The sequence below is a fragment of the Paraburkholderia sp. FW306-2-2C-D06C genome (assembly GCF_058781505.1).
The window spans coordinates 1-26,149 of sequence record NZ_JBYSWU010000023.1 but is presented as its reverse complement, the minus strand read 5'-3'; the positions used below and the strand labels follow the sequence as shown (position 1 = coordinate 26,149).

The following is a 26,149-nucleotide window of genomic DNA, read 5'->3' as shown; positions in this document are numbered from 1 at the left end:
GCGGCCTCTCTATTGTTCCTGAGGTGTCGGGTTGGGATTATCCGCAGGCTGCACGCGATTGTCGATGACGAGTGGCATGCCGTTCTTGAGCTTGAGTTGCCCGCTCGTCACGACCTGGGTGCCTTCGGCGACGCCCTTCAGGATCGCCACCTGATCGCCGCGCGTCGGCCCCGGGGTGACGAACACCTGCTGCGCGACGGGCAGCGTCTTGCCTTGCGCGTTCGCTTGCGTGCCCGGCTTGACGATGAACACCGTAGCGCCATACGGGTTGTAGGTGATGGCCGTTTGCGGCAGGGTCAGGTAGCGCTGCGCAACGCCGGCGTCGATCTTCACGTTCGCGTACATGCCCGGCAGCAGCTTGCGCTCGTGGTTGTCCACGCTCGCTTCGATCTGCACGTTGCGCGTCGCGCTATCGATTTTCGGGCTGAGCGACTGGACCTTGCCGGTGAACGTTTGCCCGTTGAAAGCGCTGGTGTCGACCACCACGGTCTGGCCGATCGCGAGCTGACCGAGTTGCTGCTGCGGCAGGTAGAAGTCGGCGTAGATCGGGTCGATGGCTTGCAGCGTCACGATCGCATCGCCTGGATTGATGTACTGCCCCGGATTGACCGTGGTGATGCCGAGGCGTCCCGCAAACGGCGCGCGAATCGTCTTCTTTTCGACCAGTGCGGCCTGTCCCGCGACTTGCGCCTTCTTGCCCTTCAGGTCGGCGGCATCCGCGTCGAGTTGCGCCTTGGCGATGGCCTTGATGTCGTACTGCGCCTGATCGCGGTGGTAGACGGTCTGCGCGAGTTCTGCCGCTGCCTGCAGGGAATGGAGCAACGCCACGTCGGCGTCGTCGTTGAGCCGGACAAGGACTTGTCCGGCCTTCGCTTCCTGCCCCGAGCTGAACGTGACCTCGCGCACGAGGCCGGCGACTTCGGTGGTCACGTCGACGCCGCGCACGGCGCGCAGGCTGCCGACCGCGGCAAGCTGCGGCTGCCACGACTGATAGCGGGCGATGACCGCCGAGACGGTGGCGGGCGGCGCGGCATTGCCTGCCATGAGCTTGGCGAACATGTACGTCCTGAACTGGTTGAAGCCGACGAGCGCCGCCAGCAGCAGGCCGACACAGATCAGCATGATCGTCATCCGCCTGGCCATCCGTGGTTTTTCAGTCATCGTCATGTCCTTCTTCGGCATCGGGCGAAGCGCCAAACCTTATGTTTATGTTCCTGAAAGAGCGTGCTGCAAAACGCGTGTGTGACAGAGCGCTGCGCGGCGCGTGTCCTGTCAGGTCGTGTCACTGCGTTGCGGGTGCGGCGGGTGCGGCGGAGGCGTTCCACCAGCCGCCGCCGAGCGCCTGAAACAGCGCCGCGGTATCGGCATAGCGCGACGCCTGCGCCTGCGCGAGGCTCACGACCGTTTGCTGGTACTGGCGTTGAGCGTCGAGGAGCGACAGGTAGCTCACGCCGCCGATCCGATACTGTCCGCGCGTGAGATCGAGCGAGTCGCTGGCGGCGCGCCACGCGTCGGTCTGCGCTTTCATGCCGGTGGCGTCGTGATCGAGCGCGCGCAGCGAGTCCGCCACGTTCTGGAACGCGAGCAGCACCGTTTCGCGGTATTGCGCGTCGGCCTGCTCGTATGCTGCTTCGGCCGCGCGCTTCTGCGCACTCAGCTGGCCGCCGTGGAAGAGCGGTTGCAGCAGGCTGGCGCCGAAGCTCCAGATCGTGCTGCCGGCCTTGAATACCTGCGCGGGTGTCAGCGCCTCGGCGCCGTAGCTGGCGGACAGCGTGATCTGCGGGTACATCGCGGCCGTCGCCACGCCGATTTGCGCGCTGGCCTGATGCAGCACGGCGTCGGCGGCGAGGATGTCGGGCCGCTGCCTTACCAGTGCCGACGGCAGGCTCACCGGCAGCGTCGCGGGCAACGAAAACATGTCGAGCCTGAATTCGGGCAGCGTGGCGTCGCTGGGCAGTTTGCCGGCGAGTACGGCAAGCTGGTGGCGCACCTGGTCGAGCTGTTGCTGCAGGGGCGGCAGCGTTGCGCGGGTTTGCGCGAGCAGCGTCTGCTGCGCGAGCACCGCCGTGCGGCCGACGCCGCCCAGATCGAACTGCTTGCTGAGCACCCCGAGCTGCTCATCCTCCTCGGCGGCGATGCGCTCGGTGGCTTCGATCTGGGCGCGCAGCGACGCTTCCTTGACCGCCGCCGTCACCATGTTGGCCGACATCGCGAGATAGGCGGCTTGCAGCTGGTAACTCTGGTAGTCGACTTGCGCGTGCAGCGCTTCGAGTTCGCGCCGCGTTCCGCCGACTATGTCGAGCTTGTACGACACGTTCACCGACGCGTTGTAGAGATTGAATTCCTCGGTGAGTTCGGGACGGCCGAACGTGATCCCGTTCAATTTTTCGCGCGTGGCGCCCAGTTTCGCATCGACGCTCGGCAGAAGCGTGCCGCCGGCTTGCGCCGAGAAATTTTCGCGAGCCTGCCGCAATGCGGCCCGCGCCGCGGCGACGTTCGGGCTGTTGGAGAAAGCCTCGCGGATCAGCGTGTCGAGTGGCTCGCAATGAAAGAGCGCCCACCAGGCGGCGGGAATGTCCTGTCCCGGGACAAAGCGCTGCGGCAAGCCGGCGGCCCCCGGCGCGGAGGCCGTCTGCTCGGGCAAAGGGGTGGCGGTGTAGGTGTCGGTAGAGGGCGCTGGCGGCGTGCGATAGTCCGGACCGACCATGCAGCCGGCCAATGCGGCGCAGCCGCAAAGCGCGGCGCACAGGCGCCGCCGCCAGACAAAACGCTGGTTAACGTCGATCATCGATCCACCTTATGTCGCCTGCGTTTAGCCTAAACGAAGGAGCGGACGCGGATATTCAGGCAACGTGAACTTTCGATGTTTTTCCTGGCGCCGGGTTCATCGCGCCGGCCGGTATCTGCGCGTAGCCTAGCACGCGCCGGATGCTGCGCTCGCGCACGAGATCATGTAGTCGCGCTCCGGTGGACTGGCGATATCGAGTGTCTGCGGAAATGGAGGTGAAACCGTCTGGACCGGGCAAGCCTCGTGGTTGCCCGCCTGATACATCGGATCAGGTTCTGACGGCTGCGTTTTTACGCGGCAGGCGTCGGACCCGCCGTTGAACCCGCGTCGTCTCGACAGCATGATTGACACATGCGATTGCTGCGGTGCGCTGCGCGGGTTGTCAGCGCGCCGCTGCGGCGTCAATGCTTGCGATGACCCAGCCAGGCAAAATGTGAATGATGCTGGTCGGTCAGCCATCCCGATTTCCATTTCCGGGCGTTTTCCACTCCGTCCTGCACTAGCAGAACGACGACCAGAAAGGCGAGACCAGTCAGCCCACAGAGGATGGCGAGGAGATCGTCAACAGATCCATATGACTGGACATGGACCGCCGCCGATCCCAGGAACTTCATGACGACGCTGGCAAATTCACCCATGGCGCCTCCCGATCAGGACACGGCCATGAATTCATTTTAGTTAATCGCACGCGGAAGGTTAATGGGGACCGTACACAGCCTCTGCCGCCGCGGAACGAGTTGTCGGTGTTGTCGTTGTCGTACGGGTGTGCGAACAGATAGCCGGCCCAGTTGCCGTTGGCCGTGGTCCGCGCGAGGTAGTCGATCACGGAGTCGTACTTTTTGCACTGGCGCTATGCTACGGGTTTCGTCCAGTCGAGGAGCCTCTCATGAAACAGACACCGGGATCCATGATCACCTTTCGCCGCCCTGATGGACAGGATGTTCAGGGTTATCTGGCGAAGCCGCAGAAACTCGAGGGCGCGCCCGCCATCGTCGTGATTCAGGAGTGGTGGGGTTTGAACGACCAGATTCGTGGCGTGGCCGACCGGCTCGCGCAGTCTGGCTATCTGGCGCTGGTCCCCGATCTTTACCGCGGAAAATCGACGGTGGAAGAGGAAGAAGCACACCATCTGATGAGCGGGCTCGATTTCGGCGCCGCCGCCAGCCAGGATATTCGCGGCGCTGTGCAATACCTGAAGCAGCATTCGGAGCGAGTCGGTGTGACGGGTTTTTGCATGGGCGGCGCGCTCACGCTGCTGGCGCTATGCAATGTCCCCGAGCTATCGGCCGGCGTGGTGTGGTACGGCTTCCCGCCGCTCGAGTACATCGACGCAGCAAAAATCAAGGTGCCGGTGCTGGGTCACTGGGCCGCGCAAGACGCGTTCTTTCAGGCTGAAACGGTCGACGCACTGGAAGCCAGGCTGAGGGGGGCGAATGTCGACGTGGAGTTTCATCGTTACCTCGCGCATCATGCGTTCGCCAACGAGACGGCGGTCGGACCGGGCCGTATCGCCGGCACCCAGTTCGATCCGGTCTGGGCGCAAGTGGCGTGGGACCGGACGCTGACCTTCCTCGGCCGCTCGCTGTGGCCGCAGCGGTAACGCGCTGACGGGCTCGCTGTTTTCAGGAGCGAAGCAGGGCGCTGCTCGAGTTGCAGCGTGAGGCGATCGACGACTAGCGAAGCATCCGTGGCGGTGTTGCCGGAATAGCCGGCGCGACCATGCCGGGCGCGCCCGCGGCGTTCCCGGCGCATTCGGCGCCGGTCAGTGTCGAGTGCGCTTCTTGCAGGCGCCGCCGTTCACCAGCGCGGTTCACGAAGATAGCCAGCCGCGCTTGATCGGCCACGCGAGCAGCGTGCGGTACACCACGATCAACCCGCGCGTCATCATGGATCCGCCAAGCCGCCAAAGCGGCGTGACAAGCAGGAACGCGAGGCATGCGATGGCGACGGCGCCCACCATGTCGAACGGGAAATGGACACCGACAAACACGCGCGCCCACGCGACTGCAACGCCGGATAGCAGCGTGAGCATGCCGTACCGTCGCATGCCGCCCAACCACAAGGTCAGGGCGATGCTTGCGAATACGGTGCCGTGGTCGCTTGGGAACGACGAGTCTGAGGCATGCTGCAAGAAGGTATGGCCAAGCCCGATCACGTCCGGGCGGGGGTGTTGCCAGACAAGGCCGATGAGCTGATTGACGCCGAGCGCAAGCAGGGTGACGCAACATGCGCGGATTGCCGTGCCGCGCTGATGCTCGTCGCCGGATAGCCAGATGGCTACCAGCACCAGCGGGACGAGATAGATGACGTAGTCGGCGATCAACCGCGCTACCTCGATTTGCCACGCCGGCGTCGACGTCGTGGCGTTGATCATCAGAAAGAGCGCCTGATTGAGCGCTTCGAGTGTATTCATGCAGTGAGTTTGTCGAGGGAGGTGTTGTGAATGATGGACCGCGTGCCGGCGCGCACACCAGCAAGGGCCCGGCGACACTACGGCACGGCAGCGGGGGCCGTGCCGCTAACCGCAACACGCCACACTCTCGCAGAGCGATCCTAGCAAACGAACCTTATGAAATGCTTAGGCCGCCACGATCGAGAATTGGCTCTCACATCTTCAGGTCGATGCGTCCGTAGACACTGCCCTGGCTGACCACGAAATCCGAGTCCGCTCATTCCTCAGGCGACGCCAATAGCGATACCGGCACGCCGTGACAACTCACTCTTGCCACGACATCGGCTCCGAAGCCTGTGCTCCAGGCGTCGCGAGTATCGAGTGAGGTCGCATCCTTGTCGGCTCGCAGGATATTGATTGGCCAGGACGGACGGAACAGGCGTTCGTGTGCCAAAGCTCCGACCCAGAGCGGAGTGGACGCCGCGCCGTTTGCCACCGCGTAGCCGCTTGGCCAGAAGCGCAGTACGTCGCGTTCGTCGAGCGTGCCGCCAGGACGCGTGAAGACCAGCGACGAGGGCACGCCGTTGTTCAGCTTCGGCAACACCGGAAGCGACACGGCGGCGACGTTGGGCGAGGCGAGAGAAAGCAGGCTGCGCGCCGAAAGGTCCGTTCCTTCGACCCATCCCTGAGCGCGAAGTCGTCCTCTTATCGTATCGAGGTTCGACACCCATTGCAGCGTGAGCGGCTCCTTGCGATCGCCTCCCATATCCGAGCGATAGCATGGCAGGCGCTTCCAGAGAGAAACGGTCCACTGCGATTGCGTGACGAGTATGGGCGGCGGAGGCCGCGTACTGTCCGGCGACGCGGCAGGAGGATTGACGCCAAGCTGCACACCCACGGTCACGAGCAGGACCAGCAGAATCACGACCGGCATGAACCTGCGTGACGGCGGCGCTTCCGGGTGCCGCCAGATGGCTGTCAACGCAACGATCGCCACCCAGGCGTACGCCAGCGCGGCGCCGCCAAGCGCGTCCGTCACCCAGAACCTGCCGAAGTAAAGTCCCGCGAGCGCGACGACCACGACGACGACGGCACTTGCGGTTGCGACGGCCAAACCCTCCAGCATGCCGACCCTTCGCGCAAGCAGGAATGCCAGAAAGCCATAGACGATCACCGTAGCGGCGACGTGATTGCATGGAAACACGTAGGCATTGGAGACGAGCGAATCCGGCGGAGCACGGTGCATCGCGAACTGCAAAGCGAAGATCAGCAACTGGGAAAACACCACCGCGGCCAGCCAGTAGCCGATGGTGCGCCAGCGCCGTTCCCACACCATCCAAAGCGTAACCGTGACGACGAGGGCGGCCAGCGTGACGACGCTGCCCAGCGTGGCGAGACCCGCGAGGACGGTATCGCCCCAGGGCGTGCGTACCGATTGCAGGAAGTGATAGACGGATAGATCGATGCGCACCAGCGGATCGCCGCTGATGACGTCTTCGACAACGCCGAAGAAGAGGGCGCCGGAAACCAGCACGATGAACGAGGCCGCCACAATGCTGCCGGCATCCGGCTGCTCGGGATCCAGCATTCTTTGTGCGAGCCGGCCGATTCGGCCCGGGTGCCGGCTGGCCCAGTTCGCCAGTTGGCGGCCGGCCGCGCTCGACCACGCATTGGCGTGCGAGAACAGAAAGCGCGCGGCTCGAAAGCTCAGCCAGACGATACTCACCAGCAGCGCGATGATGACGACGAGGCGGAACGACACTGCGCCCGCCAGCAGCACCGATGCGCCGAACACCACGCCCGGCAGGATATGGGCGGGCGCCCAGAGCAGGGCCGAGAGGCCGTTCATCGCGTAGAACCGCACCGGCGTCATGCCGAGCATGCCCGCCACCACAGGCACGATCGCCCGCAACGGTCCGACGAAACGGGCGAACACCACGCTCTTCGCGCCATGTTTTTCGAAGAAGCGGCGTCCTGCATCGAGCACCTGCGGATGCTTACAGAAAGGCCATACCTGGACGATCCTGTCCTTGTAGCGGCTGCCAATCCAGTAGCTGATGCCGTCTCCGGCGACCGCGCCGGCTATCGCCCAGACGAACACCCAGCCAAGGCTCAGCGATCCGGTGCCGGCCAGTGCGCCGGCCAGGAACATGGCAGTGCTGCCAGGGATGAAGGTGCCGATGACGGCAATGGCTTCAAGGAAGGCCGCGAGGAAAACGACCGTGAGCGTCCACTCCGGGTGACCGGCCAGCAGATTCAACAGGTGGACGTACGCGTGCTCCATCGTGTGCTATGAACCGTTCTGACGTAACTGTTGATAATAACGCGCACGATCGGATGCGCGCACGACCGGATGGCGCTATCGGCTCGTGTCAGGCAATGAGGCATGCATCATTGGCCTATCATTGGCATCGCTTCATGCTGGTTTTACAGCGGCAGGCGACCATGCGGCCGTTGAACCCGACATCCCAGAGTCGAGAAAAGATGCGTACCCATTCCACGCCGCGCGCCGGCGCACTCAGCCAGATTCCCCGCGGCATCTGGATGCTGGGCTTCGTCAGCCTGTTCATGGACATCTCGTCGGAGATCATTCACAGCCTGCTGCCGATGTTCCTCGTGACGAGTCTCGGTGCGAGCGCCGTGATGGTCGGCCTGATTGAAGGCGTCGCGGAAGCGACCTCGCCCATCGTCAAGATTTTCTCCGGCGCGCTCAGCGACTATCTGGGCAACCGGAAATGGCTCGCGGTGATCGGCTACGGCATGGGCGCGTTGAGCAAGCCGCTGTTCGCACTCGCGCCGACGGCCGGGATCGTTCTGGCTGCGCGCGTCACCGACCGGATCGGCAAAGGGGTGAGAGGCGCGCCGCGCGATGCGCTGGTCGCGGATATCACGCCGCCGCATCTGCGCGGCGCGGCATACGGGTTACGGCAATCGCTCGACACGGTCGGCGCGTTTCTCGGTCCGTTGCTGGCTGTCGCACTGATGCTGCTGTGGGCGGACAATTTTCGTCTCGTGTTCTGGGTGGCCGTGATTCCCGGCTTGATCGCCGTCGCGCTGCTGGTGTTCGGCATCAAGGAACCCGCGCGTCACGCGGACGCGAAACGCGTCAATCCGCTGAAGCTCGAAAATCTGAAGAAGCTGAGCCGCTCGTACTGGTGGGTGGTGTTCATCGGCGCGGTCTTCACGCTCGCGCGCTTCAGCGAGGCCTTCCTCGTGCTGCGCGCGATGCAGGGCGGCGTGCCGATGGCGCTGGTGCCGCTCGTGATGGTGGCGATGAATCTCGTGTATTCGGTATCGGCGTATCCGTTCGGAAAACTCGCCGATTCGATGAGCCACACCAGACTATTGGCCATGGGCCTCGTGGTGCTGATTGCGTCGGATATCGTGCTTGCGCACGGCAGTCACTGGCCGGTGGTGATACTCGGTGTCGCGCTGTGGGGATTGCACATGGGACTCACGCAGGGGCTGCTCGCCACGATGGTTGCGCATACCGCGCCGCCCGATCTGAAAGGCACCGCATTCGGGTTTTTCAACCTGATGAGCGGGCTGGCGACGCTCGTGGCGAGCGTCGTCGCGGGCGGGCTGTGGGACCGCTTCGGCGCCATGGCGACTTTCTATGCAGGCGCGGTATTTTGTGTGCTGACGCTGTGCGCGTTGGCCGCTGGTGCGAAGTGGCGGCGAGGTTTCGCGCGCTAGGCCGTTTTGCTACGACTCATGCCGGTATTGGCAAAGTCGAAGCGGAACGCACGAACGCACGCCGTGCAAGGTTATTGCGTCGCGCGCCAGCGAATTGCGTTGGATAGTGCTGTGCCCAGCGTCAGTGCGGGGAGCCCGGATCAATCATCGTCATCTTCATGATGACGATGATGCCAGCCGCGGTGCCAGCCGTTGTCGTGCCAGCGGCGGTCGTCGCGGTACTCGCGGTCATATCCATAACCGTAATAGGCGGGTGCCGGCGCGTAGACTACAGGCGGCGCCTGATAGATGACCGGAGGCTGTTCCACATACAGAGGTGCGGGCGCCCCAAGGAATACGCCGACATCCACGTGAGCCATAGCGGCACTGGAAGCACATGCAGCGCAGAGGCCTGCTGCGAGTAAAAGAGTGGGGCGTTTCATCGTATTTCTCCTGACCGGTTCGCTCCATGCGGGCGCCGGGCGGTGACTGGCGAACTGGATTGTAGGGCGGCTTGGGCCTGGCATGTACGCCACTATTGTCACTTGTGTAACCACTGGTAACGCTTTGCCCCGCCGCCCGTCAAGCCGGGCGAATCCAGCTCGCGAACGCGCTCAATAAGCCGCTCGTGGAGCCGCTTATTGAGCCGCTTATTGAGCCGCTTATTGAGCCGTTTATTGAGCCGCTTATTGAGCCGTTTATTGAGCCGCTCAGTCAGCCGCTCACGAAGCTGTCAACGTGTCGCCGGACACGTGGACGCGCTCGCCAACCTGCACGGCCGGTTGGGTCTGATAGTCGAAGTTCCGGTAGCTGCCGTCCTGCATGCGCACCTGGACCTGATAGGTCGTCTGCTTGCGTACGGCATGTTCGATGCCGTTACCGGCCACGCCGCCACCGACAGCCCCTGCAATGGTCGCCAGAATTTTGCCGCGTCCACCGCCGATCTGATTGCCGATCAGTCCGCCAGCGACCGCGCCGCCTACCGCGCCGAGGCCGGTGGTCGGCTCGGGCGACTGGACTGTGTTGATCGCGACGACTTCGCCCGCGTACGGGTCGGCGACCGGCTTCGCCGACGGCGTCTGGTATCCCTCATTGTTCGAGTACCGCGGAGCGTCCGCTGCCGCCGTGCTGTGCGTGTGATGCACGCGCGGCCGGGCCGGAGCGGCTTCCTGAGCCGTGTGTTGCACGGTGTTCGGCTGGGGGTTCGTTTGAGTCGTGGCCAGCGGAGCGCTCGCAACCGGTGCAGCGACCGCCGCGACCGGAGCCGCGGGCGCCGTGACGGCGTGCGAGGTCGGCAGAATGCCGGTCATTGCCGCGATGCCCGTGGCGCTGGCGAGGATGACGGCCGCCGCCGCGCCGGCGACGAGAGGGTGAATGCGACTGCGCTGCGGGTTGCTGGGGGTGAGGTTCGTGTTCATTGCGGACTCCGCTGGTAGGTGTCTGCAATAACGCCGCAGCAGCGAAGGCGGTGTACGCGTCCGGCGCGCTGCTTTGTAAGCATTTGTACGACTGCCGACACGCCTGAAAGCAATCCGGCGACGCGGCGCGCATTTGAAACGCGATTCGATGCGTGAACAAAGCAGGCGGCCCGCCGTCTTACTTATTGACGGCTGCATTCGTGCGCGTGAAGTGCACAAATTCATGACGATGCTGCGCGTGTTTCCGGCGAAAAATCCGATGGTGTTACGGAGTGAGTTATGAAGATCGTCACACACAGTCTTTTGGCGTCGGCTTTGCTTATTGGTTTGTCAGGAGCGGCTTACGCTCAGTCAGGAAGCGCTACCTCCGCTGATATGAGCGGCGCGCAGTTGAACGGCGCCAATGGTGCGGGAACCGGAACGGGCTTGGGAAACGGCGTAACAGGCACGAGTCCAGGCACGAGTCCAGGCGCAGGGTCGGTGCGTGGCGCGACGGCGATCGGCGGTCGGGGCGGCACGGAATCGGGTCCGTCCGTCAGCAACATGAGAGCAAATGGCACGAGCCTGAACATGAACCCCAATCCTCGAGCGCCTAACGTCGCGGGAAACGCGTTCGCACCGCCGCGGTAATCCGCGCGTCGTCACCTGGTCGATGCGTTGATCGCGTTCTAGCTACCGAAGTACAGCGAGCAGAAACTCGCCGGCCGACTCAGGCAGTCATCGGACTGTCTGCGTTGACCATCGACGGGGGCGTCGAAATCCTCTTTTAATGTCGTATTCCTGATCAATCTGGAATGCTGTCCGTCTGTCGACGTGAATTGAAAAGACGCATTCCACTTCGGTTCGTATCCGGCGATGTGATTCGCGCGCCGGCGCAGCTCATTCCAGATTTCTTCCGCGGGTTTCCGTTCGGCTGAGGAGTGAAGGAGCGAGAGACCGTGAAAAATTCATCGGCCATGTGGACGATTTTCTCGCTGAGAGTCCGGCGGGAATCGCCGCCGCGCACAGCGACCTGGTGGTGCTCGACAATGAACCCGTGTTCGTGCGCCGCAAGGAACTGAAGCCCGGCAGGTTGCGCTGATTTCCGGCGGCGGTTCGGGACATGAGCCGCTGCATTCGGGCTTTGTCGGTTATGGGATGTGGATCCTTCGCTTCGCGGTTAGCCGCCGAAGGCGAGGTAGTTTTGACTTTACTCCATTGAGATGCAACTAACGGTCAAGTCCGGCACGCACCTCCAAATAACGCGGCGCCGCCTCGCTGGATATGTGAAACGCGAACCGCCCGCGCGTGGCGCAGCGGTTATGCAGCGAAGCGGCCCGGTATGCCACTCAACGGTTACCGTCAAGCAGATCGCCGAGCAGGCCGTCAAATGCGGCTTGCGCGTCTTCGAGTTCTTGCAGCGCGGCGTCGAAGGTTTGCAGCGCGAACTGCGAAGGCTGGCCGCTGCCGGCGGGCGGGAATTGCGATTGCAGCGAAGCGAAGGCCGCCTGCACCCGTTTGGTGGCGGTCAACACGCGCTCCATTGCTGCGGTTTCTTCGGCTCGCGCCTGTTCGTGATCCATGAAAACTCCGTATTCGTCTGGTTTCGTCTGGCCGGCTCGCGGCGTATCGAAGGCGTGACTATGCCACGCCGGCATTCAGGACAGCGGCAAGCCGCCGTTGGCTTTCACTTCCCGCAACGACAACGCCGACTCCACCGAGGTCACGCCCGGCAGACTGCGCATTTCGTCGCGCATGAAGGTGCCGTAATCGTCGAGATCGCGCGCGACGACCTGCAGGATGTAGTCTGCGCTGCCCGACACGTTGTGGCACGTCAGAATCCGCGGAATCGCCTGCACTTCGCGCTCGAAGCGGGTGGCGACGGCGCGATCGTGCACGGCAAAGCGCACATAGACGAACGCCACCACCCCGAGGCCGAGCGCGGAACGCGAGAGCATCGCGCGGTACTGATCGATATAGCCGTCGTTCTCCAGACGCTTGAGGCGGCGCGCACACGGCGTCTCGCTCAGGCCGACCGTTTCGGCTAGCCGCGCATTCGACATGCGGCCGTCGTTTTGCAGCGCGGCGAGGATCGCGCGGTCTGTTTTATCGAGGTCGGTGGTCATCGCTGATCTTCGCTTGTGTTCGCTTAGCGGGAAACATGATTTGAGTGCGGAATATTAGCGCATTCCGCCAAAAATTACGTATCCTGCCCGGTAATTCGCCAACAAACACTCCGTCGACGATAGCAACATAGAGCCCTTGAAAACGCGAGGCTCCTATGATTTCCGCACATCTTCTGATCGTCTATATGGCGGCACTGTTCGTGGTCTACGCGGTGCCCGGACCAGATATGGCGTTGGTTCTGCAAACCAGTATTGGACGCGGCGTGCGCAGCGGCTTCGCTGCCGCCGGCGGCCTCGGGCTGGCGCGCGCGGCGCACGTCACGCTCTCAGCATGCGGTGTGGCCGCCCTGTTGCGCAGCGCGCCGTGGCTGTACGAAGCGGTGCGCTACGGCGGCGCGGTTTATCTCGCGTGGGTCGGCATCCAGATCTTTCGCTCGCCGGTGTTCGCGTTGTCTGAAGGCGGCGCGGCGAGCGCCGAATCGCGGCCTTTGCGTACCGCTTTCGTCAAGGGTTTGCTGACCAATCTGCTGAACCCGAAAGCGCTGTTGTTCTGTTCGGTGCTGTTGCCGCAGTTCGTACGCCCGGAGGCCGGGCCGGTGGGGTTGCAGATGATCGAACTGGGTCTGGTGCTGCTCGCCATCGGTGCATGTTTCGACGTCATGTATGCGATCGGCGCTGCGCGCATCGCCGGCTGGATGCGTGCCCATCCGCTCGCGCAAACGCTGCAGCGCTGGACTTTCTCCGCGGCGTTGATCGGCTTCGCGCTGCGCCTCTCGCTGGACTGAGGCGGCGCACGGCTCATTTGTTCAGCTTGTGCTCGCGCCGCGAGCGATCCTCGATGATTTTGCGGCGATGCTTGTCTTTCATCTTCTTCCAGCTTTTGCATTCGTCGCGGGTGCGCAGGCAGCCGATGCAGAATCCGGTCTTGCCGTCGAATTTGCAGATGTCGATACAGGGTGATTCGATGCTCATGAGAGGCGGTGAATAGGAAACGGTGACGGCGACTCTCGCATGGACCATGCCCACGCGCAAAGTGATTGTGTTAATAAAGCCGATAGATGGACGCGCAAGCGCATAGGCAACCGCATATGCACGCGGCCACACAATCACTTGCTTCCTTTCCTCTTGATGAAAACTTTTCTGCTGTACGCCGTGACCGCCGTTGCCGAAATCGTCGGTTGCTATTTGCCGTGGCGCTGGCTGAAGGAGGGCGGCTCTGCGTGGCTGCTGGTGCCCGGCGCGCTCAGTCTCGCATTGTTCGCCTGGTTACTGACGCTGCACGGCACCGCCGCGGGCCGCATCTACGCGGCGTACGGCGGTGTGTACGTGGCAGTGGCGATTGCGTGGCTATGGTGCGTCGACAAAGTGCGCCCCACGCTATGGGATGCGGCTGGCGTCGCGTTCACGCTGGCCGGCATGGCGATCATCGCGTTCCAGCCGCGCGTTTGACAGCGCCCATGCGATGCTGCTCATGCCAGCTCTCAAGCAGCTCTCATGCAACGGCGCGCAAGCCGCTTCCTACTTGATGCCGCCCAGATAGTCGAGCTTGCCGAGTTCGACGCCGTTGTGACGCAGGATGTCGTAAGCCGTCGTGACGTGAAAATAGAAGTTCGGCAGCACGAAACCCAGCAGATACGACAACCCCGTGAACTCGATCGGGCCGGTGCGCATTTTCAGCGTGATGCTCCGCTGTTCCGATCCGTCGATCTGCCCCGCATTGAATTCCTTCAGATAATCAATCGTCTTTTGAAGGCGGGCATGCAGTTCGTCGAAGGTCTGTTCGACGTCTTCGTACTTCGGCGCTTCGACGCCGGCGAGACGCGCGGCGCAACCCTTGGCCGTGTCGCTGACGATATAGACCTGGCGTGTCAGCGGCAGCATGTCCGGAGCGAGCCGGGCGTTCGTGAACACGGATGGGTCGATCTGTTTCTCCGCAGCGTGCGCCTCGGCTTTGCCGAGAATGGCTTGCAGGTTGGTCAGGCCGCGCACCAGCACGGGCACTGATGCTTGATACATCGTAATGGACATGGGGTTCCTCTGACTCTTCGAACGTGTGCGCAGACGGCGCGCGAGGCAATGTAACGGCTGGATTGCCGCTGCAGCATCATAGCGCGAGCGGTGCGCGACGCACATTGACGGAGCACGGCGTTAGCCATTTGGACAACTGCCGCGCATGTCGGAACTGTGGTCGAATGCATTTGTCGGACGGCTTGACGCAGTTCTTGAAACAGCAACCCGCCGCCGGTTCGAGGCGGGGAGTTTGTGCCGGCGTGCACCATGCCCGGGTTTGTCTTGTGGTCCGCGCCGTCACGCTAACAGGAAGGAGAGTCGATATCATGGCCAACAAGCATCCGCTGCCGGGAAGCGAGCGAACGGTAGAGCAGGGTTCGAAAGTCGTAGGGCAATGCGATCCCGCTGAACGGATCGAGGTCTTCGTGATGCTGCGCCGTAAGCAGCAGGCCCAGTTCGATGCGTTGATGAGCAAGATCGAGTCGGGCGACCCGAGCGTCAAGCCGCTGTCGCGCGAGGAGTTTGCAAAGGACTACGGCGCGGCGCCGGAGGACATCGCCAAAGTGAAAGCCTTTGCGGCCGAGCATGGCCTGACGGTGGTGCGCGAGGACCCGGCGGCGCGCTCGGTGCAGCTGAGCGGCACGATCGCACAGTTCCAGACCGCGTTCGCTGTGCAGTTGCAGCATTACGAGCATCATTCGGCCGGCCAGTTCCGCGGCCGCACCGGCACGATCAGCGTGCCGGACGATCTGCACGGCGTGGTCGAGGCCGTGCTGGGGCTCGACAACCGGCCACAGGCGCGGCCGCATTTTCGTATCCGGCCGCCGTTCCAACCGGCCCGGGCGCCGCAGCCTTCCTTCACGCCGCCGCAACTCGCGTCGCTCTACCATTTTCCGCAAGGCGACGGCAGCGGGCAGTGCGTCGGCATCATCGAACTCGGCGGCGGGTACGTGAACTCCGACCTCAAAACCTATTTCGCGAGTCTCGGCGTCCACTCGCCGACGGTGAAGCCGGTCGGCGTCGATCAGGGCAGCAACCAGCCGACCGGCGACCCGAGTGGCCCGGACGGCGAAGTCACGCTCGATATCGAAATCGTCGGCGCGATTGCTCCGGGCGCGACGATCGCGGTGTATTTCACGCAGAACAGCGACGCCGGTTTCATCGACGCGGTGAGCCGCGCGGTGCACGACACGACCAATAAGCCCTCGGTGATCTCGATCAGTTGGGGCGGGCCGGAGTCGAATTGGACCAGCCAGTCGCTGCAGGCCTTCAACAGCGTTCTGCAGGCCGCGGCGACCCTCGGTGTGACCGTGTGCGCCGCGTCGGGCGACAGCGGTTCGAGCGACGGTCTGGGCGGCGATCACGTCGACTTTCCGGCGTCGAGCCCTTATGTGCTGGCGTGCGGCGGTACGAGCGTGACTGCGTCGGGCACGTCGGTTTCGAGCGAAGTGGTGTGGAACGACGGCGCAGGCGGCGCGAGCGGCGGTGGCGTGAGTCAGGCGTTTCCGGTGCCGGTGTGGCAAGAAGGTTTGTCGTCGACGGATACTGGCGGCAGCAAGACGCCGCTTGGCGGGCGCGGCGTGCCGGACGTGTCAGGCGACGCCTCACCTGTCACCGGCTACAGTGTATTGATCGACGGCACGCAAACGGTGGTGGGCGGCACCAGTGCGGTCGCGCCGCTATGGGCCGCGCTGATTGCGCGCATCAATGCGGCAAAAGGGCAGCCGGCCGGTTTCATCAACCCGAAGCTGTACAGCACTGCGGGCGTCTGCAACGACATCACGCAAGGAAACAACGGCAGTTTTGCCGCGTCGGTCGGCTGGGACGCGTGCACGGGACTCGGCAGTCCCAATGGCCAGAAGGTGGCGGCGGCACTATAGTCTGATGACACACGAACTACACGACACGCAAGACCACACAGACTACACAAGACGTTAACGAATCCATGGAGCGATCATGACGAATACCGAGTCAGCTTCCGTCAGTCCGCAGTCGCCACACAATTCTCACGCGTCACCCACGCCGGCGGCAGCGAGCGCGCCGCATCACGCCGGCGACCAGCCATTTTTCGATCCGGTCGCCTACGGTAACGGGCCAGACGATTCCGTCACCGAAACCGCTGAAACCGCCGCGATCACGCACCATTCGGTCACGATCGGCGGACACAAAATCAACTACACGGCGACTGCCGGTCACCTCGTGATCGTCGATCCAGGCAGTTCGCAGCCCGAGGCCAGGATGTTCTACGTCGCCTTCACGCAGGACAACCAGAAGGAGGAGACCCGGCCGCTGACGTTTTTCTATAACGGCGGGCCGGGTTCGTCTTCGGTGTTCGTGCTGCTTGGCTCGTTCGCACCGCGCCGCATCAAGACCTCGATGCCGAGCTTTACGCCGCCCGCGCCGTACTCGATGGAGGACAACCCGGACAGCCTGCTCGACAAGAGCGATCTCGTGTTCATCAACCCGGTCGGCACCGGCTACTCGGCGGCCATCGCGCCGAAGAAGAACCGCGACTTCTGGGGCGTCGACCAGGACGCGAACTCGATCAAGCAGTTCATCAAGCGGTTTCTGACAAAGAACAACCGTTGGAATTCGCCGAAGTATCTGTTCGGCGAGTCGTACGGGACGGCGCGCAGTTGCGTGCTGGCGTACCGGCTGCATGAAGACGGCGTCGATCTGAACGGCATCACGCTGCAATCGTCGATTCTCGATTACACGCAGTCCGGCAATCCGGTCGGCACCTTGCCCACCGCCGCCGCCGACGCGTGGTATCACAAGAAACTCGGCATCGCCCCGCGCCCGACCGATCTCGGCGCGTTTGCCGAAGAAGTGGCGCAGTTCGCGCGCACCGATTATCTGGCGGCGCTGCGCAAGTTCCCGACTACCGATTCGGCAACGGTCGAAAAACTCAGCGAATACACCGGCATCGACAAAACCACCTTGCTCGCTTGGAGCCTCGATATCGCGTCGTATGACAGCCGCGGCAATTCGCTGTTTTTGACCACGCTGCTGAAGGCGCAAGGTCTGGCGCTCGGTGCGTATGACGGGCGGGTGACGGCGATCGACACCGGCATCGCCGGCAAGATCGACCCGAACTCCGGCGGCAACGATCCGACCATGACGGCGGTCTCCGGCGTCTATACGACCATGTGGAACGTGTACCTGAACGAGCAGTTGAAATACACGTCGAATTCGGCGTTCACCGACCTCAACGACCAGGCGTTCCAGTATTGGGACTTCGGCCACATCGACCCGACCGGCGCGCAGAAGGGGCTCGACGATAAGGGCAACGTGATTCTGTACACCGCCGGCGACCTCGCCGCGGTGATGGCGCTCAATCCCGATCTGAAAGTGCTGTCGGCGAACGGTTTTTTCGATTACGTCACGCCGTTCTATCAGACTGTGCTCGACCTGCAGCAGATGCCGCTTCTCAGTCAGCAGGTCCGGCAAAACCTGTCGGCGCGCTTTTATCCGTCGGGGCACATGGTTTATCTCGACGGCGGGTCGCGGACCGCGTTCAAAGCAGACCTCGCGAAAATGTATGACGCGACCGTGTCCAATACCCAGGCGCTAGGCCGCATCCGCGCTTTGCAGGCTCGCGTGGCGAAGCAGGCGCAGCCCTGACTGCCGGAAACAGTGGCGCGCGGCGGTGGCGCCACTGTTTCCGGCGGGCGGGTGCGGTCTTGCCCAGTGCATTCACCACGGCAAGACCGCGCCGCTGCCGACGAAGGTTTGGCCTTCGCGCTCGACAGGCGTGTGCCGATCGTCCTCGGCGACTCGCCGGACGCGCCCGCCAATCTCGATCTCCTGCCCTGGGCAGGCCACCAGGGCGAGCGCCGCAAGGCGCGTGCGGCGGTCATGCTCAAACGCTGCGTCTGCGAAGGCAAACTGAGTCTCGCGGAAGCGCAAGCCGCGATTGCCGGCAATTGGTCCGTGGTTTATTCGGGCTTCAGTCAAACGTCTTGCGACGTGAGCCGCCTCGATGTCGCTACCGGCGCCGAACGCGACAGCGCGCCATGAGGCTGCGCGCTGTCGTTTTCGCTGTTCTCGTCGAGCATTTGTGCTTTGGATTTTTGCCCGCGCTTATTCAGGTACAGTGCATTAACGGATGTTTTAAGCCGTTTTTATGACAACGTGCCGCATCGCTTTTGCTGTCGATTGTGGCTATCCTGAAAACAGGACGAAATTCGAAGGGGAGATTTAAATGATTGCCTTCTATCTGTCGTTGGTCGCGCTAGTCACATTAGGCGCCGCCGGAGCAGCATTTATCCGTCAGCTTGCCGCCGCTCAGGCCCGGCAGCGTGGCGCGCTGCGACCGGTGCCCGCGCATACCGCCGGCCGCGGTGCGGACCGTCGCGCGAGCCGAGGGTAGCCGGCATGAACCTGATTGTGCGCAACATCGCGGAATCGTGCAGCGAGCAGGAAGTGCGCGAATTCCTTAAGCGTGAACTTGGCCATTACGCGAAAAACGTCGAAGTGGTGGACGCCGGCAAACCCGGCGCGTACGCCACCGTCGAACTGGGCGCGCAAGTGCCCTATGTGGGCGAGGTAATTGCGCGGCAGATTCACGGCAAGCATTTGGGCGGTCTGGCGCTCGAAGCGAGCGCCGATCTGTTCAGCGACGAACCGCCAGCCGCGCACTGATTAACCACAACCGTCCCGCTCGAACCAGGTACGCGTGAACGCGCATCCGGTTTGTCACCTTCTTTCTCTACATCCCGCTTGCCTGCACCGGCCAATCGAACGGCGTGTACGGCAACGCTCGCTTGTGCTGCGTCACGTCATAAAAACGCAAAATCGTCTCGCGCGCGGCGCCTTGATGTTGCCGTGGACGAAATCCTGCTGCGAGTGGTCGGTGAATGGCACGCCGCTCGCGTGCAGCGCGGCGAGCATTGCGTCGGCGGCCGGTTTGATGTCGATGGTGAGATTTTCGTCCGCGCGAATGAACTGCAATGCCTGCTGCGCGTCGGTCTCGTCCTTTTGAATGCCGTAGGGCAGGCGTACTGCGACGAAGCGGGCGTCGTAAGGTTCGGCGCGTAACCGTTCTACCGCGAGTTGTGCGAGCCGACCGGCCGTCGTGGAGTCGACACCGCCGCTAATCCCGAGCACGTAAGTTTTCAGGCCGTTGCCACGCAGGTAGTTCGCCAGAAAGGCGACGCGGCGTTCGATTTCCTCGGCGGCGTCGAACCCGGCGCCGACGTGCATTTCCGCGACGATGCACGCCTGGCGTGCGGTTGGGTCCTGTTGCGCCATGATTTCTGCTTTCTCCATGCATGGTTGTGCCAAAGTCAAACGATGAGTGCTTGCACGCGAAGTGCGCAAGCGGCGGACTCACAAACGAGCCGGTTCAGCCGGCCCGCTGTGACACATCAGTATCGGATTTATTGCCCATATTGGCTTTAAATACGGTTTGTTAGCGGAATTAAATCGGTTTGCGAATTTCAAAATATGGCCGGATATTATGGCGATATTGGTAAATTGGCCGATTCTTTATCGACAGATCGCAAGGCGCTTAGTAACATCGTCGCCGATCCGGGCGACGCATGAGCCGGCGGGCAGTCATTCGGCGGGCAGTCAATAATAAGATAAGCAGGTTTGCTCAAATACGCGATGAACTACCCTAATCGGCCTGGCCAGCCTGTTCCGGACCGTATGACTTCCGCTTCGGCAGATCGTCGGCGCGAAGCGGTTCGTATGCCGTGTTCGCCCTTGGCGCCGCGTTCGTCGCGCGCAGCTTATTCGACACGCTATCTGACGCGCGCCGTGAGCGCCGTCTTCTGCATCTTGTCGTGCAATTTCGCGATCGCAGCCCCTGGGCCGGCGAGCCGTCCGGCGCCCATGGTCGACGCGTCCGACATTGTCGCGCCCGACGCGGCCGGTGTGATCGACCCGCGTCGCGCGTTGCAGTTTCGGGACGTGTTCGCGCGAGAGGTAACCCGGCGGCTGAAAGTGCCGGCCGCAGAGCAGCGCGCCTACGCCTACCGTCTGCAAACGGCGCTCAGTGAGAAACTTCTGGGCAATCTGTCGGGCGAGTTTGTGTTGCTGGTCGATCGCAACGCCAACGTGCAGGCGCTGTTCGTCTACTTTCGCGCGGCGCCGTCCGATACCTGGCAGATGATCGGCGCCTCGCCTGTCGGAACCGGCCGGCCGGGCGAATACGATCACTTCATCACGCCGCCCGGCGTGTTCGAACATACCCCCGCCAACATGGATTTCCGCTCCGAAGGCACGATGAACGAGAACCGCATCCGCGGCTATGGCAAGCGCGACATGCGGATCTTCGATCTCGGCTGGGCGCAAGGCGAACGCGGCTGGGGCAAGGGCGGCATGTCGCAGATGCGTTTCCAGATGCACGCGACGGACCCCGACCGGCTCGAGCCGCTGCTCGGCATTCGTCATTCGAAGGGCTGCGTGCGCATTCCGGCGTCGCTCAATGTGTTCCTCGATCACTACGGCATTCTCGACGCCGAATATATGGCACTGGTCGCTTCAGGCAAATCGCTGTGGGTGTTGAAAAGCGATCGCCAGGCGACGCCGTGGGCGGGGCGTTACATCGTCGTGGTGGATTCGGGGTGCAAGAGCCGGCCTGCATGGGCGCCGGCGCCGGGCACCAAGGCGCGGGCCAAAGTGCCGGCTGGCGCGGACACGGCTGACTGACTCACGGGTATTGCACGAGCACCGAACGTGCCGATCTTGCGAAAGAGCGAAAGAGCGGAAGGGCGGAAGGGCGAAACGGCGAAACGGCCCGCGCGTCATTCAACGGCTCACGAGCGTGCCAGCAGCACGCCCAGCAACGCCACCGCAAAACCGGCAATCTGCACCGGAAACAGGGTTTCGCCGAAGCCGAGATAACCCTCGAGGGCGGCGAGCGGCGGCGCCAGAAACACCAGCGCGGTGGCGCGCGCGGCATCGCCGCGCCTCACCATCCACACCAGCAAGGTGACGCTGATGCCGGACAGCATCACGATGCCCCACGCCAGCGACATCCACAGTGTCGGCGAAGCAATCCAGCGATGCTCGCCGAGCGCCAGCGCGAAAATCGCCGCCACGAGCGCCGCGCCGAGATTCTGCACCGCGCTTGCGCTGCGAATGTCGGCCTTCGCGAGCGAAGTCTTCTGAAACAGCGTGCCCGCGGTAATTGCGCTGACCGCGAGGATCGAGACGAGCACCACCAGCCACGGCGGCGCATTGCCGTGCGGTGCCGACGTCGGCAGCGTGACTGCGGCCAGTTTCGGCTCGAGGACCAGCGCTACCCCCGCGAGGCCGAGCGCCATCCCTGCCCAGCCGCGCCGCGAGAGCCGTTCGCCGAACAGCGGCGCGGCGACGGCGGCCGTCGCCAGCGGTTGTAGCGCTCCGAGCAAGGCCATCACACCGGCGCTCAGGCCCTGCGCGACCGCCCAGTAGCCGGCGCCGAGATACACGCCTTGCAGCAGCGCGCCCGCCACCAGATGCCTGCCGAGATTGCGGCCGGTCGGCCACGCGGCGCGGGCGAGCAACGCGGCCAGCGTGAACAGCAGCGCAGTGCCGCCAAAGCGCGCGAGCAGAAACAGATTGGGATCGGCATATGGCGTGATCGCCCGGGCGACCACGAATCCGGTCGACCACAACACGACGAAGACGGCGGCGGTAAAGGTAGCGAGCATCGAGCGTCGATGGTGGGAAGCTGAAAGCCCGCCATCTTGCCGGAGCGTGCAAGGCGCGTCTTGTTCGACGCTGCAATCGCCTGCGTCAGCTCACGTCAGCTGTGGCCGGGTCACCACATCAGCAGCACGGTGCCTGCGCCGAGCACCCCGCCGCACAGCGCGCACGCCCACAACAACACGCGCGTGAGCCGATATTCGCGGCCGATATCCTCGATCAGTTGCGCGTTCTGCCGCGGCGTACGGGCGCGATCATGCTCGTGTTGCAGGTATCGAACGGCGAGCTGCGGCACGCGCGGCAACATCTGCGCGAGATGCGGCAGCTCGCGCGAAATGCGCTTGATCCAGCCGCGATGATCGAGGTCGCGCCGCGCGATGCCGGCCAGCACACCGCGCGTGATGTTCCACGTATCGACGCCCGGATGCAGCGCACGCGCCAGCATTTCCGCCTGCTGGAACGAACGCTGCGCGGTGGCGAGACGCCCGGATACGGCACCGCCGAACGGTTGCACCGCGTGCAGCAGATGATGAAACAGCGAGCCCGCCGAGCGGTCTTCGGGAACGGCCGCAAAATGCGCCTCGGCGCGGATGCGCAGTTCCGCTTCGAGCATCTCGGCGCGCGTGTCATACGGCACGTGCCCGGCATCGCGATGCAGTTCGGCAAGCCGGCCGTAGTCCTGGTCGAACAGAGCGGTCGCGCCATGCACGAAAAACTCGCGCTCCCCGGTCGATAGACTCGACATGATCGAAAATTCGGCGAGCACGAGGCGCCCCAGCGTGTCCGGTTCGACGCTCACGCGTACCCGGCGCGCATCGAGGGTCGCGTGAAAGAAGCCATGCTCGAACGCCTGTTCGGTCACCACCTCGATGATATGCGCGGCGAGCGGCGCAAGTTTGATGTGGTGCGCATGCAGGCCGGGCAGATCACTGGCCGGCAGGGTGCTGATGCGCTGCATCGTCAGCGTTTGATTGGTGCACAGGTCCCAGATCACGTTCGGCACGACGATGCGCGAGTCGCCGTCGAAATGATGGCCGGTCTGGCTCAGATTGGCGGCCTCGGCGCGCAGGTCGAAACGGCGCAGGATGTCGTCGGTAAACGCCTGGGCCAGCGCGCGCAGTTGCAGCCGGCGTGCGGTGCCGGAGAACTTTTCCAGCCAGCGCGCGACCCAGCGCAACAGCGCGAGTTCGTCGCCGATCTGTTGCAACTGGTCGGCGCGCACCAGTTTGATGGCCACCTCGCGATGACCGTTGATCGCCACGGCGAGCCGCGCAAAATGAGTTTGTTCGGCAAAGCCGCCGCGCACCGGCACCAGATCGACCGCGGTGAAGATCGTGGTTAGCGGCCGGCCGAATGCGCGCGTCAGGGCCTCCTTTGACTCTTCCGGTGGAAGCGGGGCTTCGAGGTGATCGATCGCGTCGATGGCCTCGTGCAAGGTGCCGCTCGCCAGTTCCGGACGTTCGGCCAGCGTCTGCGCGAAGCCGCTCGCCAGTGGCCCGAGCGCCGGCAGCAGGCCATGCAGGCTTTCGCGTCCGCGCCCGGAGGCATGCACGCGGCTGACCAGTTCGATCATCCAGTGCAGTTTGTGATCGGGCGGGGCGGCAAGCCAGATCAGGCGCGCGCCGTAACGCAGCGCATTGAACAACAGCAGTAAGCGGCGAAGCAGTGGCGGCATTGGCGGTTCTATAGGCGGCCGCGCGGCGTCGACGCGCGGCCAGGGCGTTCAGGTTAGCAGGGATGCGCGCCAGCAGGCGCATCCCCGCGCCACGCGTAACACCGTAATACAATACGCCGGCCTTCTCCAACCGTGGCGAAACCCCAGCGTGCCGGCTCCCGGCTCTCAATCGATGCTCGCAGAACAACGTCACCAATACATCCTCGCGCAAGTTGCCAAAAACGGCGCGCTCTCGGTAGCTGAACTGGTGCGCGAACTGAATGTGTCGCGCGAAACGATCCGCCGCGATCTGAACGCGCTGGCCGGGCGCGGCCTGCTGGTTACGACCCACGGCGGCGCGCTGTCGAGCGACCGGCGCGAGCCCGATCTCGATACGCGCGAAGCCGCCAACGCCGGCGCCAAGCGGGCGATCGGCGAACGCGCGGCCGAGTTCGTGCCGGACGGCGCATCGCTCATCGTCGATTCGGGCAGCACCACGCAAGCGGTGGCGCGGGCGTTGCTCGACCGGCATTGGTTGTCGGTTTATACGAACGACTGGCGCATTGCGCTGCTGCTCGGCCGCCGCAACGACAACCGCGTGACGCTGCTCGGCGGCGAACTGTCGGATATCGAAGACGCCACTTTCGGCCTCGACACGGTCCATCAACTGACGCAGTACCACGCGGACTTCGCGTTCATCGGCGCGGGCGGCATCTCGCCGGACGGCTACCTGACCGACTACAGCCGGATGGCCGCCGAAGTGCGCAGCCGGATGATCGCCGCTGCCGACACGGTGGTCATCGTCGCCGATCATTCGAAGTTCGGGCGGGTGACGCCGGTGCGTATCAACGGTATCGAGTCGGCGCGTTATCTCGTGACTGAACTCGCGCCCGAAAAGGCGCTCGGCAAGGCGATCGCGGCGCATGGGCCGGAAATCCTGATCGCCTGAGCGTGTGTTCCGCTCGTTTTCCTGAGCGGTTATCCCGCTACTTCACGCGGATGCCAAGCCGCTCCAGCGCACGGCCGATCGCGGCCACCGCGTTGTGCATTTCGTTCGCGTCGATTGCGCCGATGCAGCCGACCCGAAATGTTTCCACTTGCGTCAGCTTGCCCGGATACAGCACGTAACCGGCCTCGCGCACCGCGGCGTAGAACTCCGCGAAATTCCACGCGGGGTCGCGCGGCGCGTGGAACGTGACGATCACCGGCGCCTGCACTTCCGGCCTCAGGAATGGCTCGAAACCGAGCGCCTTCATTTCGCCGATCAGGGTTGCGCAATTGCGTGCGGACGGTGTCGCTGGCGGAAGCGGACGAGATTTATGCGGTGCGCGCGGTGCTCGAAGCAGCGGCGTGCCGGATGCTGGCTTCGAGTATCGACGCGCGAAAGCTCGCAGGCTTGCGCGAGTGGCTCGACGCCATGCGCGCCGCGCTCGATGCGCGGGATCACGACGCCTACGCGCGCGCGAATGTGGCGTTTCACGACGCGATCGTCGCGGCGGCGGGCAACGTGAAACCGGCAGGACGCGATCACGCGCTTCATCAATGAGTTGCGCGTGGGGACGGTCAACGTATGGGAAGTGCCGGGATACCGGATCGAATTGACGCCGTTCGGCGGCATCAAGGATTCCGGGCTTGGCTATAAAGAAGGCGTTCAGGAAGCGATGAAGAGCTTCACCAACCTGAAGACCTTTTCACTACCGTGGGAGTAATGAGGTGGCATTGAGTCTGAGCGACATCCGATCGTTATTCGAGCAGTACGGCAATCTCGCTTATAGCGGCGAGCCGGTGACGCAACTCGAACACGCATTGCAAAGCGGCGCATTGGCGGAAGAAGAGGGCGCCGACGACGAACTGGTCGCCGCCGCCTTTTTTGCACGACCTCGGACATCTGCTGAATCTGCAAGGCGAATCACCGACCGAGCGCGGTATCGACGATCTGCATCAGTATTTTGCGCTGCCGTTCTTGCGGCCGGTGTTGTCGGATGCGGTGCTGGAGCCGATTCGACTGCACGTCGACGCCAAGCGCTGCCCATGCGCGATCGATAACGCCTATGTCGGCCTGCTATCGGCCGACTCGGTGCGGAGTCTGGAGTTGCAAGGCGGCATCTTCAGCGAGGAAGACGCTGCGATGTTCCTGAGGAAGCCCTACGCCGAAGACGCATTACGTCTTCGCAAATGGGACGACCGCGCAAAAGAACAGAACCGTGTGACGCCCGATCTCGATCACTATCTGGATGTAGTCGAGCGAGTGATGCAAAGGCATGCGACTGCCGCAGTTGTTTGAGTGAGGGTGTTTTCGTCAGTTCTTGTTGTGCCATCTTCGCGCCATTTCTGGTGCTATTCATGCGCATCAAAATAACGCTTGCAAGCCTTCGCCCGGCTCGCTAGAATCTCGCTCTTTCGTGCTTCGGACAACGGGGCGCGGGAGGCGGGAGAGCCAGCAGTGGCAAGGCTTTCGGCGAGGCGGGC

At 63.5% G+C, this 26,149-nt stretch carries 22 protein-coding genes and 8 pseudogenes; 14 read left to right on the top strand and 16 right to left on the bottom strand.

Annotated elements, in window-relative coordinates; genetic code table 11:
* Positions 1–9 precede the first annotated feature (9 nt).
* The 4 genes and pseudogenes from AC3WLT_RS18725 to AC3WLT_RS18710 all read right to left on the bottom strand — a co-directional run.
* Positions 10–1,161, bottom strand: coding sequence for an efflux RND transporter periplasmic adaptor subunit (locus tag AC3WLT_RS18725; RefSeq protein ID WP_492593182.1), 1,152 nt, complete (start codon positions 1,159–1,161; stop codon positions 10–12).
* A gap of 121 nt (positions 1,162–1,282) precedes the next feature.
* The gene (locus AC3WLT_RS18720; RefSeq protein ID WP_492593181.1) at positions 1,283–2,788 is read right to left on the bottom strand and encodes an efflux transporter outer membrane subunit; all 1,506 of its coding nucleotides are present in this window, start codon (positions 2,786–2,788) and stop codon (positions 1,283–1,285) included.
* Positions 2,789–3,189: 401 nt separating this feature from the next.
* Entirely contained in the window at positions 3,190–3,426 is a 237-nt protein-coding gene (locus tag AC3WLT_RS18715; RefSeq protein ID WP_492593180.1) for a hypothetical protein, read from the bottom strand.
* Positions 3,427–3,515: 89 nt separating this feature from the next.
* Positions 3,516–3,629 (bottom strand): annotated as a pseudogene (locus AC3WLT_RS18710) (porin); the annotation flags it as partial.
* 45 nt (positions 3,630–3,674) lie between these two features.
* Here AC3WLT_RS18710 and AC3WLT_RS18705 point away from each other — a divergent pair.
* Complete coding sequence (locus AC3WLT_RS18705) at positions 3,675–4,388, top strand: dienelactone hydrolase family protein (protein ID WP_492593179.1); 714 nt, start codon at positions 3,675–3,677, stop codon at positions 4,386–4,388.
* 210 nt (positions 4,389–4,598) lie between these two features.
* Here AC3WLT_RS18705 and AC3WLT_RS18700 read toward each other — a convergent pair whose 3' ends face one another.
* A complete protein-coding gene (locus AC3WLT_RS18700) occupies positions 4,599–5,201 on the bottom strand; it encodes a phosphatase PAP2 family protein (RefSeq protein WP_492593178.1) in 603 nt (200 codons plus the stop codon).
* Positions 5,202–5,457: 256 nt separating this feature from the next.
* Positions 5,458–7,464, bottom strand: a complete 2,007-nt coding sequence (locus AC3WLT_RS18695) for a VTT domain-containing protein (protein ID WP_492593177.1) — start codon at positions 7,462–7,464, stop codon at positions 5,458–5,460.
* A 200-nt stretch (positions 7,465–7,664) separates the two neighbouring features.
* Between AC3WLT_RS18695 and AC3WLT_RS18690 the strand changes: the two genes are divergently transcribed.
* Positions 7,665–8,876, top strand: a complete 1,212-nt coding sequence (locus AC3WLT_RS18690) for an MFS transporter (RefSeq protein WP_492593176.1) — start codon at positions 7,665–7,667, stop codon at positions 8,874–8,876.
* Positions 8,877–9,016: 140 nt separating this feature from the next.
* On the opposite strand, the gene AC3WLT_RS18685 is transcribed toward AC3WLT_RS18690, so the two are convergent.
* A complete protein-coding gene (locus AC3WLT_RS18685) occupies positions 9,017–9,298 on the bottom strand; it encodes a hypothetical protein (protein ID WP_492593175.1) in 282 nt (93 codons plus the stop codon).
* 279 nt (positions 9,299–9,577) lie between these two features.
* A complete protein-coding gene (locus tag AC3WLT_RS18680; RefSeq protein ID WP_492593174.1) occupies positions 9,578–10,273 on the bottom strand; it encodes a glycine zipper 2TM domain-containing protein in 696 nt (231 codons plus the stop codon).
* Between the two features lie 913 nt (positions 10,274–11,186).
* Here AC3WLT_RS18680 and AC3WLT_RS18675 point away from each other — a divergent pair.
* Positions 11,187–11,413 (top strand): annotated as a pseudogene (locus AC3WLT_RS18675) (dihydroxyacetone kinase subunit DhaK); the annotation flags it as partial.
* 188 nt (positions 11,414–11,601) lie between these two features.
* Here AC3WLT_RS18675 and AC3WLT_RS18670 read toward each other — a convergent pair.
* Together AC3WLT_RS18670 and AC3WLT_RS18665 are read right to left on the bottom strand one after the other, a co-directional pair.
* Positions 11,602–11,835, bottom strand: a complete 234-nt coding sequence (locus AC3WLT_RS18670; RefSeq protein ID WP_492593173.1) for a hypothetical protein — start codon at positions 11,833–11,835, stop codon at positions 11,602–11,604.
* A gap of 75 nt (positions 11,836–11,910) precedes the next feature.
* Positions 11,911–12,378 (bottom strand): Lrp/AsnC family transcriptional regulator, encoded by a 468-nt coding sequence (locus tag AC3WLT_RS18665; protein WP_492593172.1) that lies wholly within the window; start codon positions 12,376–12,378, stop codon positions 11,911–11,913.
* Between the two features lie 155 nt (positions 12,379–12,533).
* Here AC3WLT_RS18665 and AC3WLT_RS18660 point away from each other — a divergent pair, with 155 nt between their 5' ends.
* A complete protein-coding gene (locus AC3WLT_RS18660; RefSeq protein WP_492593171.1) occupies positions 12,534–13,163 on the top strand; it encodes a LysE family translocator in 630 nt (209 codons plus the stop codon).
* 13 nt (positions 13,164–13,176) lie between these two features.
* Here AC3WLT_RS18660 and AC3WLT_RS18655 read toward each other — a convergent pair whose 3' ends face one another.
* A complete protein-coding gene (locus AC3WLT_RS18655; protein WP_492593259.1) occupies positions 13,177–13,350 on the bottom strand; it encodes a DUF1289 domain-containing protein in 174 nt (57 codons plus the stop codon).
* Between the two features lie 156 nt (positions 13,351–13,506).
* On the opposite strand from AC3WLT_RS18655, the gene AC3WLT_RS18650 reads away from it, so the two are divergent.
* Positions 13,507–13,827 (top strand): YnfA family protein, encoded by a 321-nt coding sequence (locus AC3WLT_RS18650; RefSeq protein WP_492593170.1) that lies wholly within the window; start codon positions 13,507–13,509, stop codon positions 13,825–13,827.
* 69 nt (positions 13,828–13,896) lie between these two features.
* Here AC3WLT_RS18650 and AC3WLT_RS18645 read toward each other — a convergent pair whose 3' ends face one another.
* On the bottom strand, positions 13,897–14,406 hold the full coding sequence (locus AC3WLT_RS18645; protein WP_492593169.1) for a DUF1993 domain-containing protein: 510 nt from the start codon (positions 14,404–14,406) through the stop codon (positions 13,897–13,899).
* Between the two features lie 308 nt (positions 14,407–14,714).
* Between AC3WLT_RS18645 and AC3WLT_RS18640 the strand changes: the two genes are divergently transcribed.
* From AC3WLT_RS18640 to AC3WLT_RS18625, 4 genes and pseudogenes are all read left to right on the top strand, one after another.
* On the top strand, positions 14,715–16,268 hold the full coding sequence (locus AC3WLT_RS18640; RefSeq protein WP_492593168.1) for a S53 family peptidase: 1,554 nt from the start codon (positions 14,715–14,717) through the stop codon (positions 16,266–16,268).
* Between the two features lie 76 nt (positions 16,269–16,344).
* The gene (locus AC3WLT_RS18635; RefSeq protein ID WP_492593167.1) at positions 16,345–18,012 is read left to right on the top strand and encodes a S10 family peptidase; all 1,668 of its coding nucleotides are present in this window, start codon (positions 16,345–16,347) and stop codon (positions 18,010–18,012) included.
* A 96-nt stretch (positions 18,013–18,108) separates the two neighbouring features.
* Positions 18,109–18,408 (top strand): annotated as a pseudogene (locus AC3WLT_RS18630) (hypothetical protein); the annotation flags it as partial.
* Positions 18,409–18,765: 357 nt separating this feature from the next.
* Positions 18,766–19,032 carry an RNA-binding protein gene (locus AC3WLT_RS18625; RefSeq protein WP_492593166.1) on the top strand — a complete coding sequence of 89 codons (267 nt, stop codon included), beginning with the start codon at positions 18,766–18,768 and terminating at the stop codon, positions 19,030–19,032.
* A gap of 168 nt (positions 19,033–19,200) precedes the next feature.
* On the opposite strand, the pseudogene AC3WLT_RS18620 reads toward AC3WLT_RS18625, so the two are convergent.
* Positions 19,201–19,641: pseudogene (locus AC3WLT_RS18620) on the bottom strand (adenine nucleotide alpha hydrolase family protein); the annotation flags it as partial.
* Positions 19,642–20,082: 441 nt separating this feature from the next.
* On the opposite strand from AC3WLT_RS18620, the gene AC3WLT_RS18615 reads away from it, so the two are divergent.
* Positions 20,083–21,045, top strand: a complete 963-nt coding sequence (locus tag AC3WLT_RS18615) for a L,D-transpeptidase (RefSeq protein WP_492593165.1) — start codon at positions 20,083–20,085, stop codon at positions 21,043–21,045.
* 107 nt (positions 21,046–21,152) lie between these two features.
* Here AC3WLT_RS18615 and AC3WLT_RS18610 read toward each other — a convergent pair whose 3' ends face one another.
* Together AC3WLT_RS18610 and AC3WLT_RS18605 are read right to left on the bottom strand one after the other, a co-directional pair.
* Positions 21,153–22,031, bottom strand: a complete 879-nt coding sequence (locus AC3WLT_RS18610) for a DMT family transporter (protein WP_492593164.1) — start codon at positions 22,029–22,031, stop codon at positions 21,153–21,155.
* Between the two features lie 110 nt (positions 22,032–22,141).
* A complete protein-coding gene (locus AC3WLT_RS18605; RefSeq protein ID WP_492593163.1) occupies positions 22,142–23,701 on the bottom strand; it encodes an ABC1 kinase family protein in 1,560 nt (519 codons plus the stop codon).
* Between the two features lie 172 nt (positions 23,702–23,873).
* Between AC3WLT_RS18605 and AC3WLT_RS18600 the strand changes: the two genes are divergently transcribed.
* Positions 23,874–24,629, top strand: a complete 756-nt coding sequence (locus tag AC3WLT_RS18600; RefSeq protein ID WP_492593162.1) for a DeoR/GlpR family DNA-binding transcription regulator — start codon at positions 23,874–23,876, stop codon at positions 24,627–24,629.
* Between the two features lie 37 nt (positions 24,630–24,666).
* On the opposite strand, the pseudogene AC3WLT_RS18595 reads toward AC3WLT_RS18600, so the two are convergent.
* Positions 24,667–24,966 (bottom strand): annotated as a pseudogene (locus AC3WLT_RS18595) (2-aminoethylphosphonate--pyruvate transaminase); the annotation flags it as partial.
* Between AC3WLT_RS18595 and AC3WLT_RS18590 the strand changes: the two are divergent.
* From AC3WLT_RS18590 to AC3WLT_RS18580, 3 pseudogenes are all read left to right on the top strand, one after another.
* Positions 24,963–25,193: pseudogene (locus tag AC3WLT_RS18590) on the top strand (FCD domain-containing protein); the annotation flags it as partial. The pseudogenes AC3WLT_RS18595 and AC3WLT_RS18590 overlap by 4 nt on opposite strands.
* Positions 25,192–25,389, top strand: a pseudogene (locus tag AC3WLT_RS18585) (aldehyde dehydrogenase family protein); the annotation flags it as partial. The pseudogenes AC3WLT_RS18590 and AC3WLT_RS18585, both read left to right, overlap by 2 nt.
* A gap of 4 nt (positions 25,390–25,393) precedes the next feature.
* Positions 25,394–25,964: pseudogene (locus AC3WLT_RS18580) on the top strand (phosphonate degradation HD-domain oxygenase).
* The last annotated feature ends 185 nt before the right edge of the window (positions 25,965–26,149 follow it).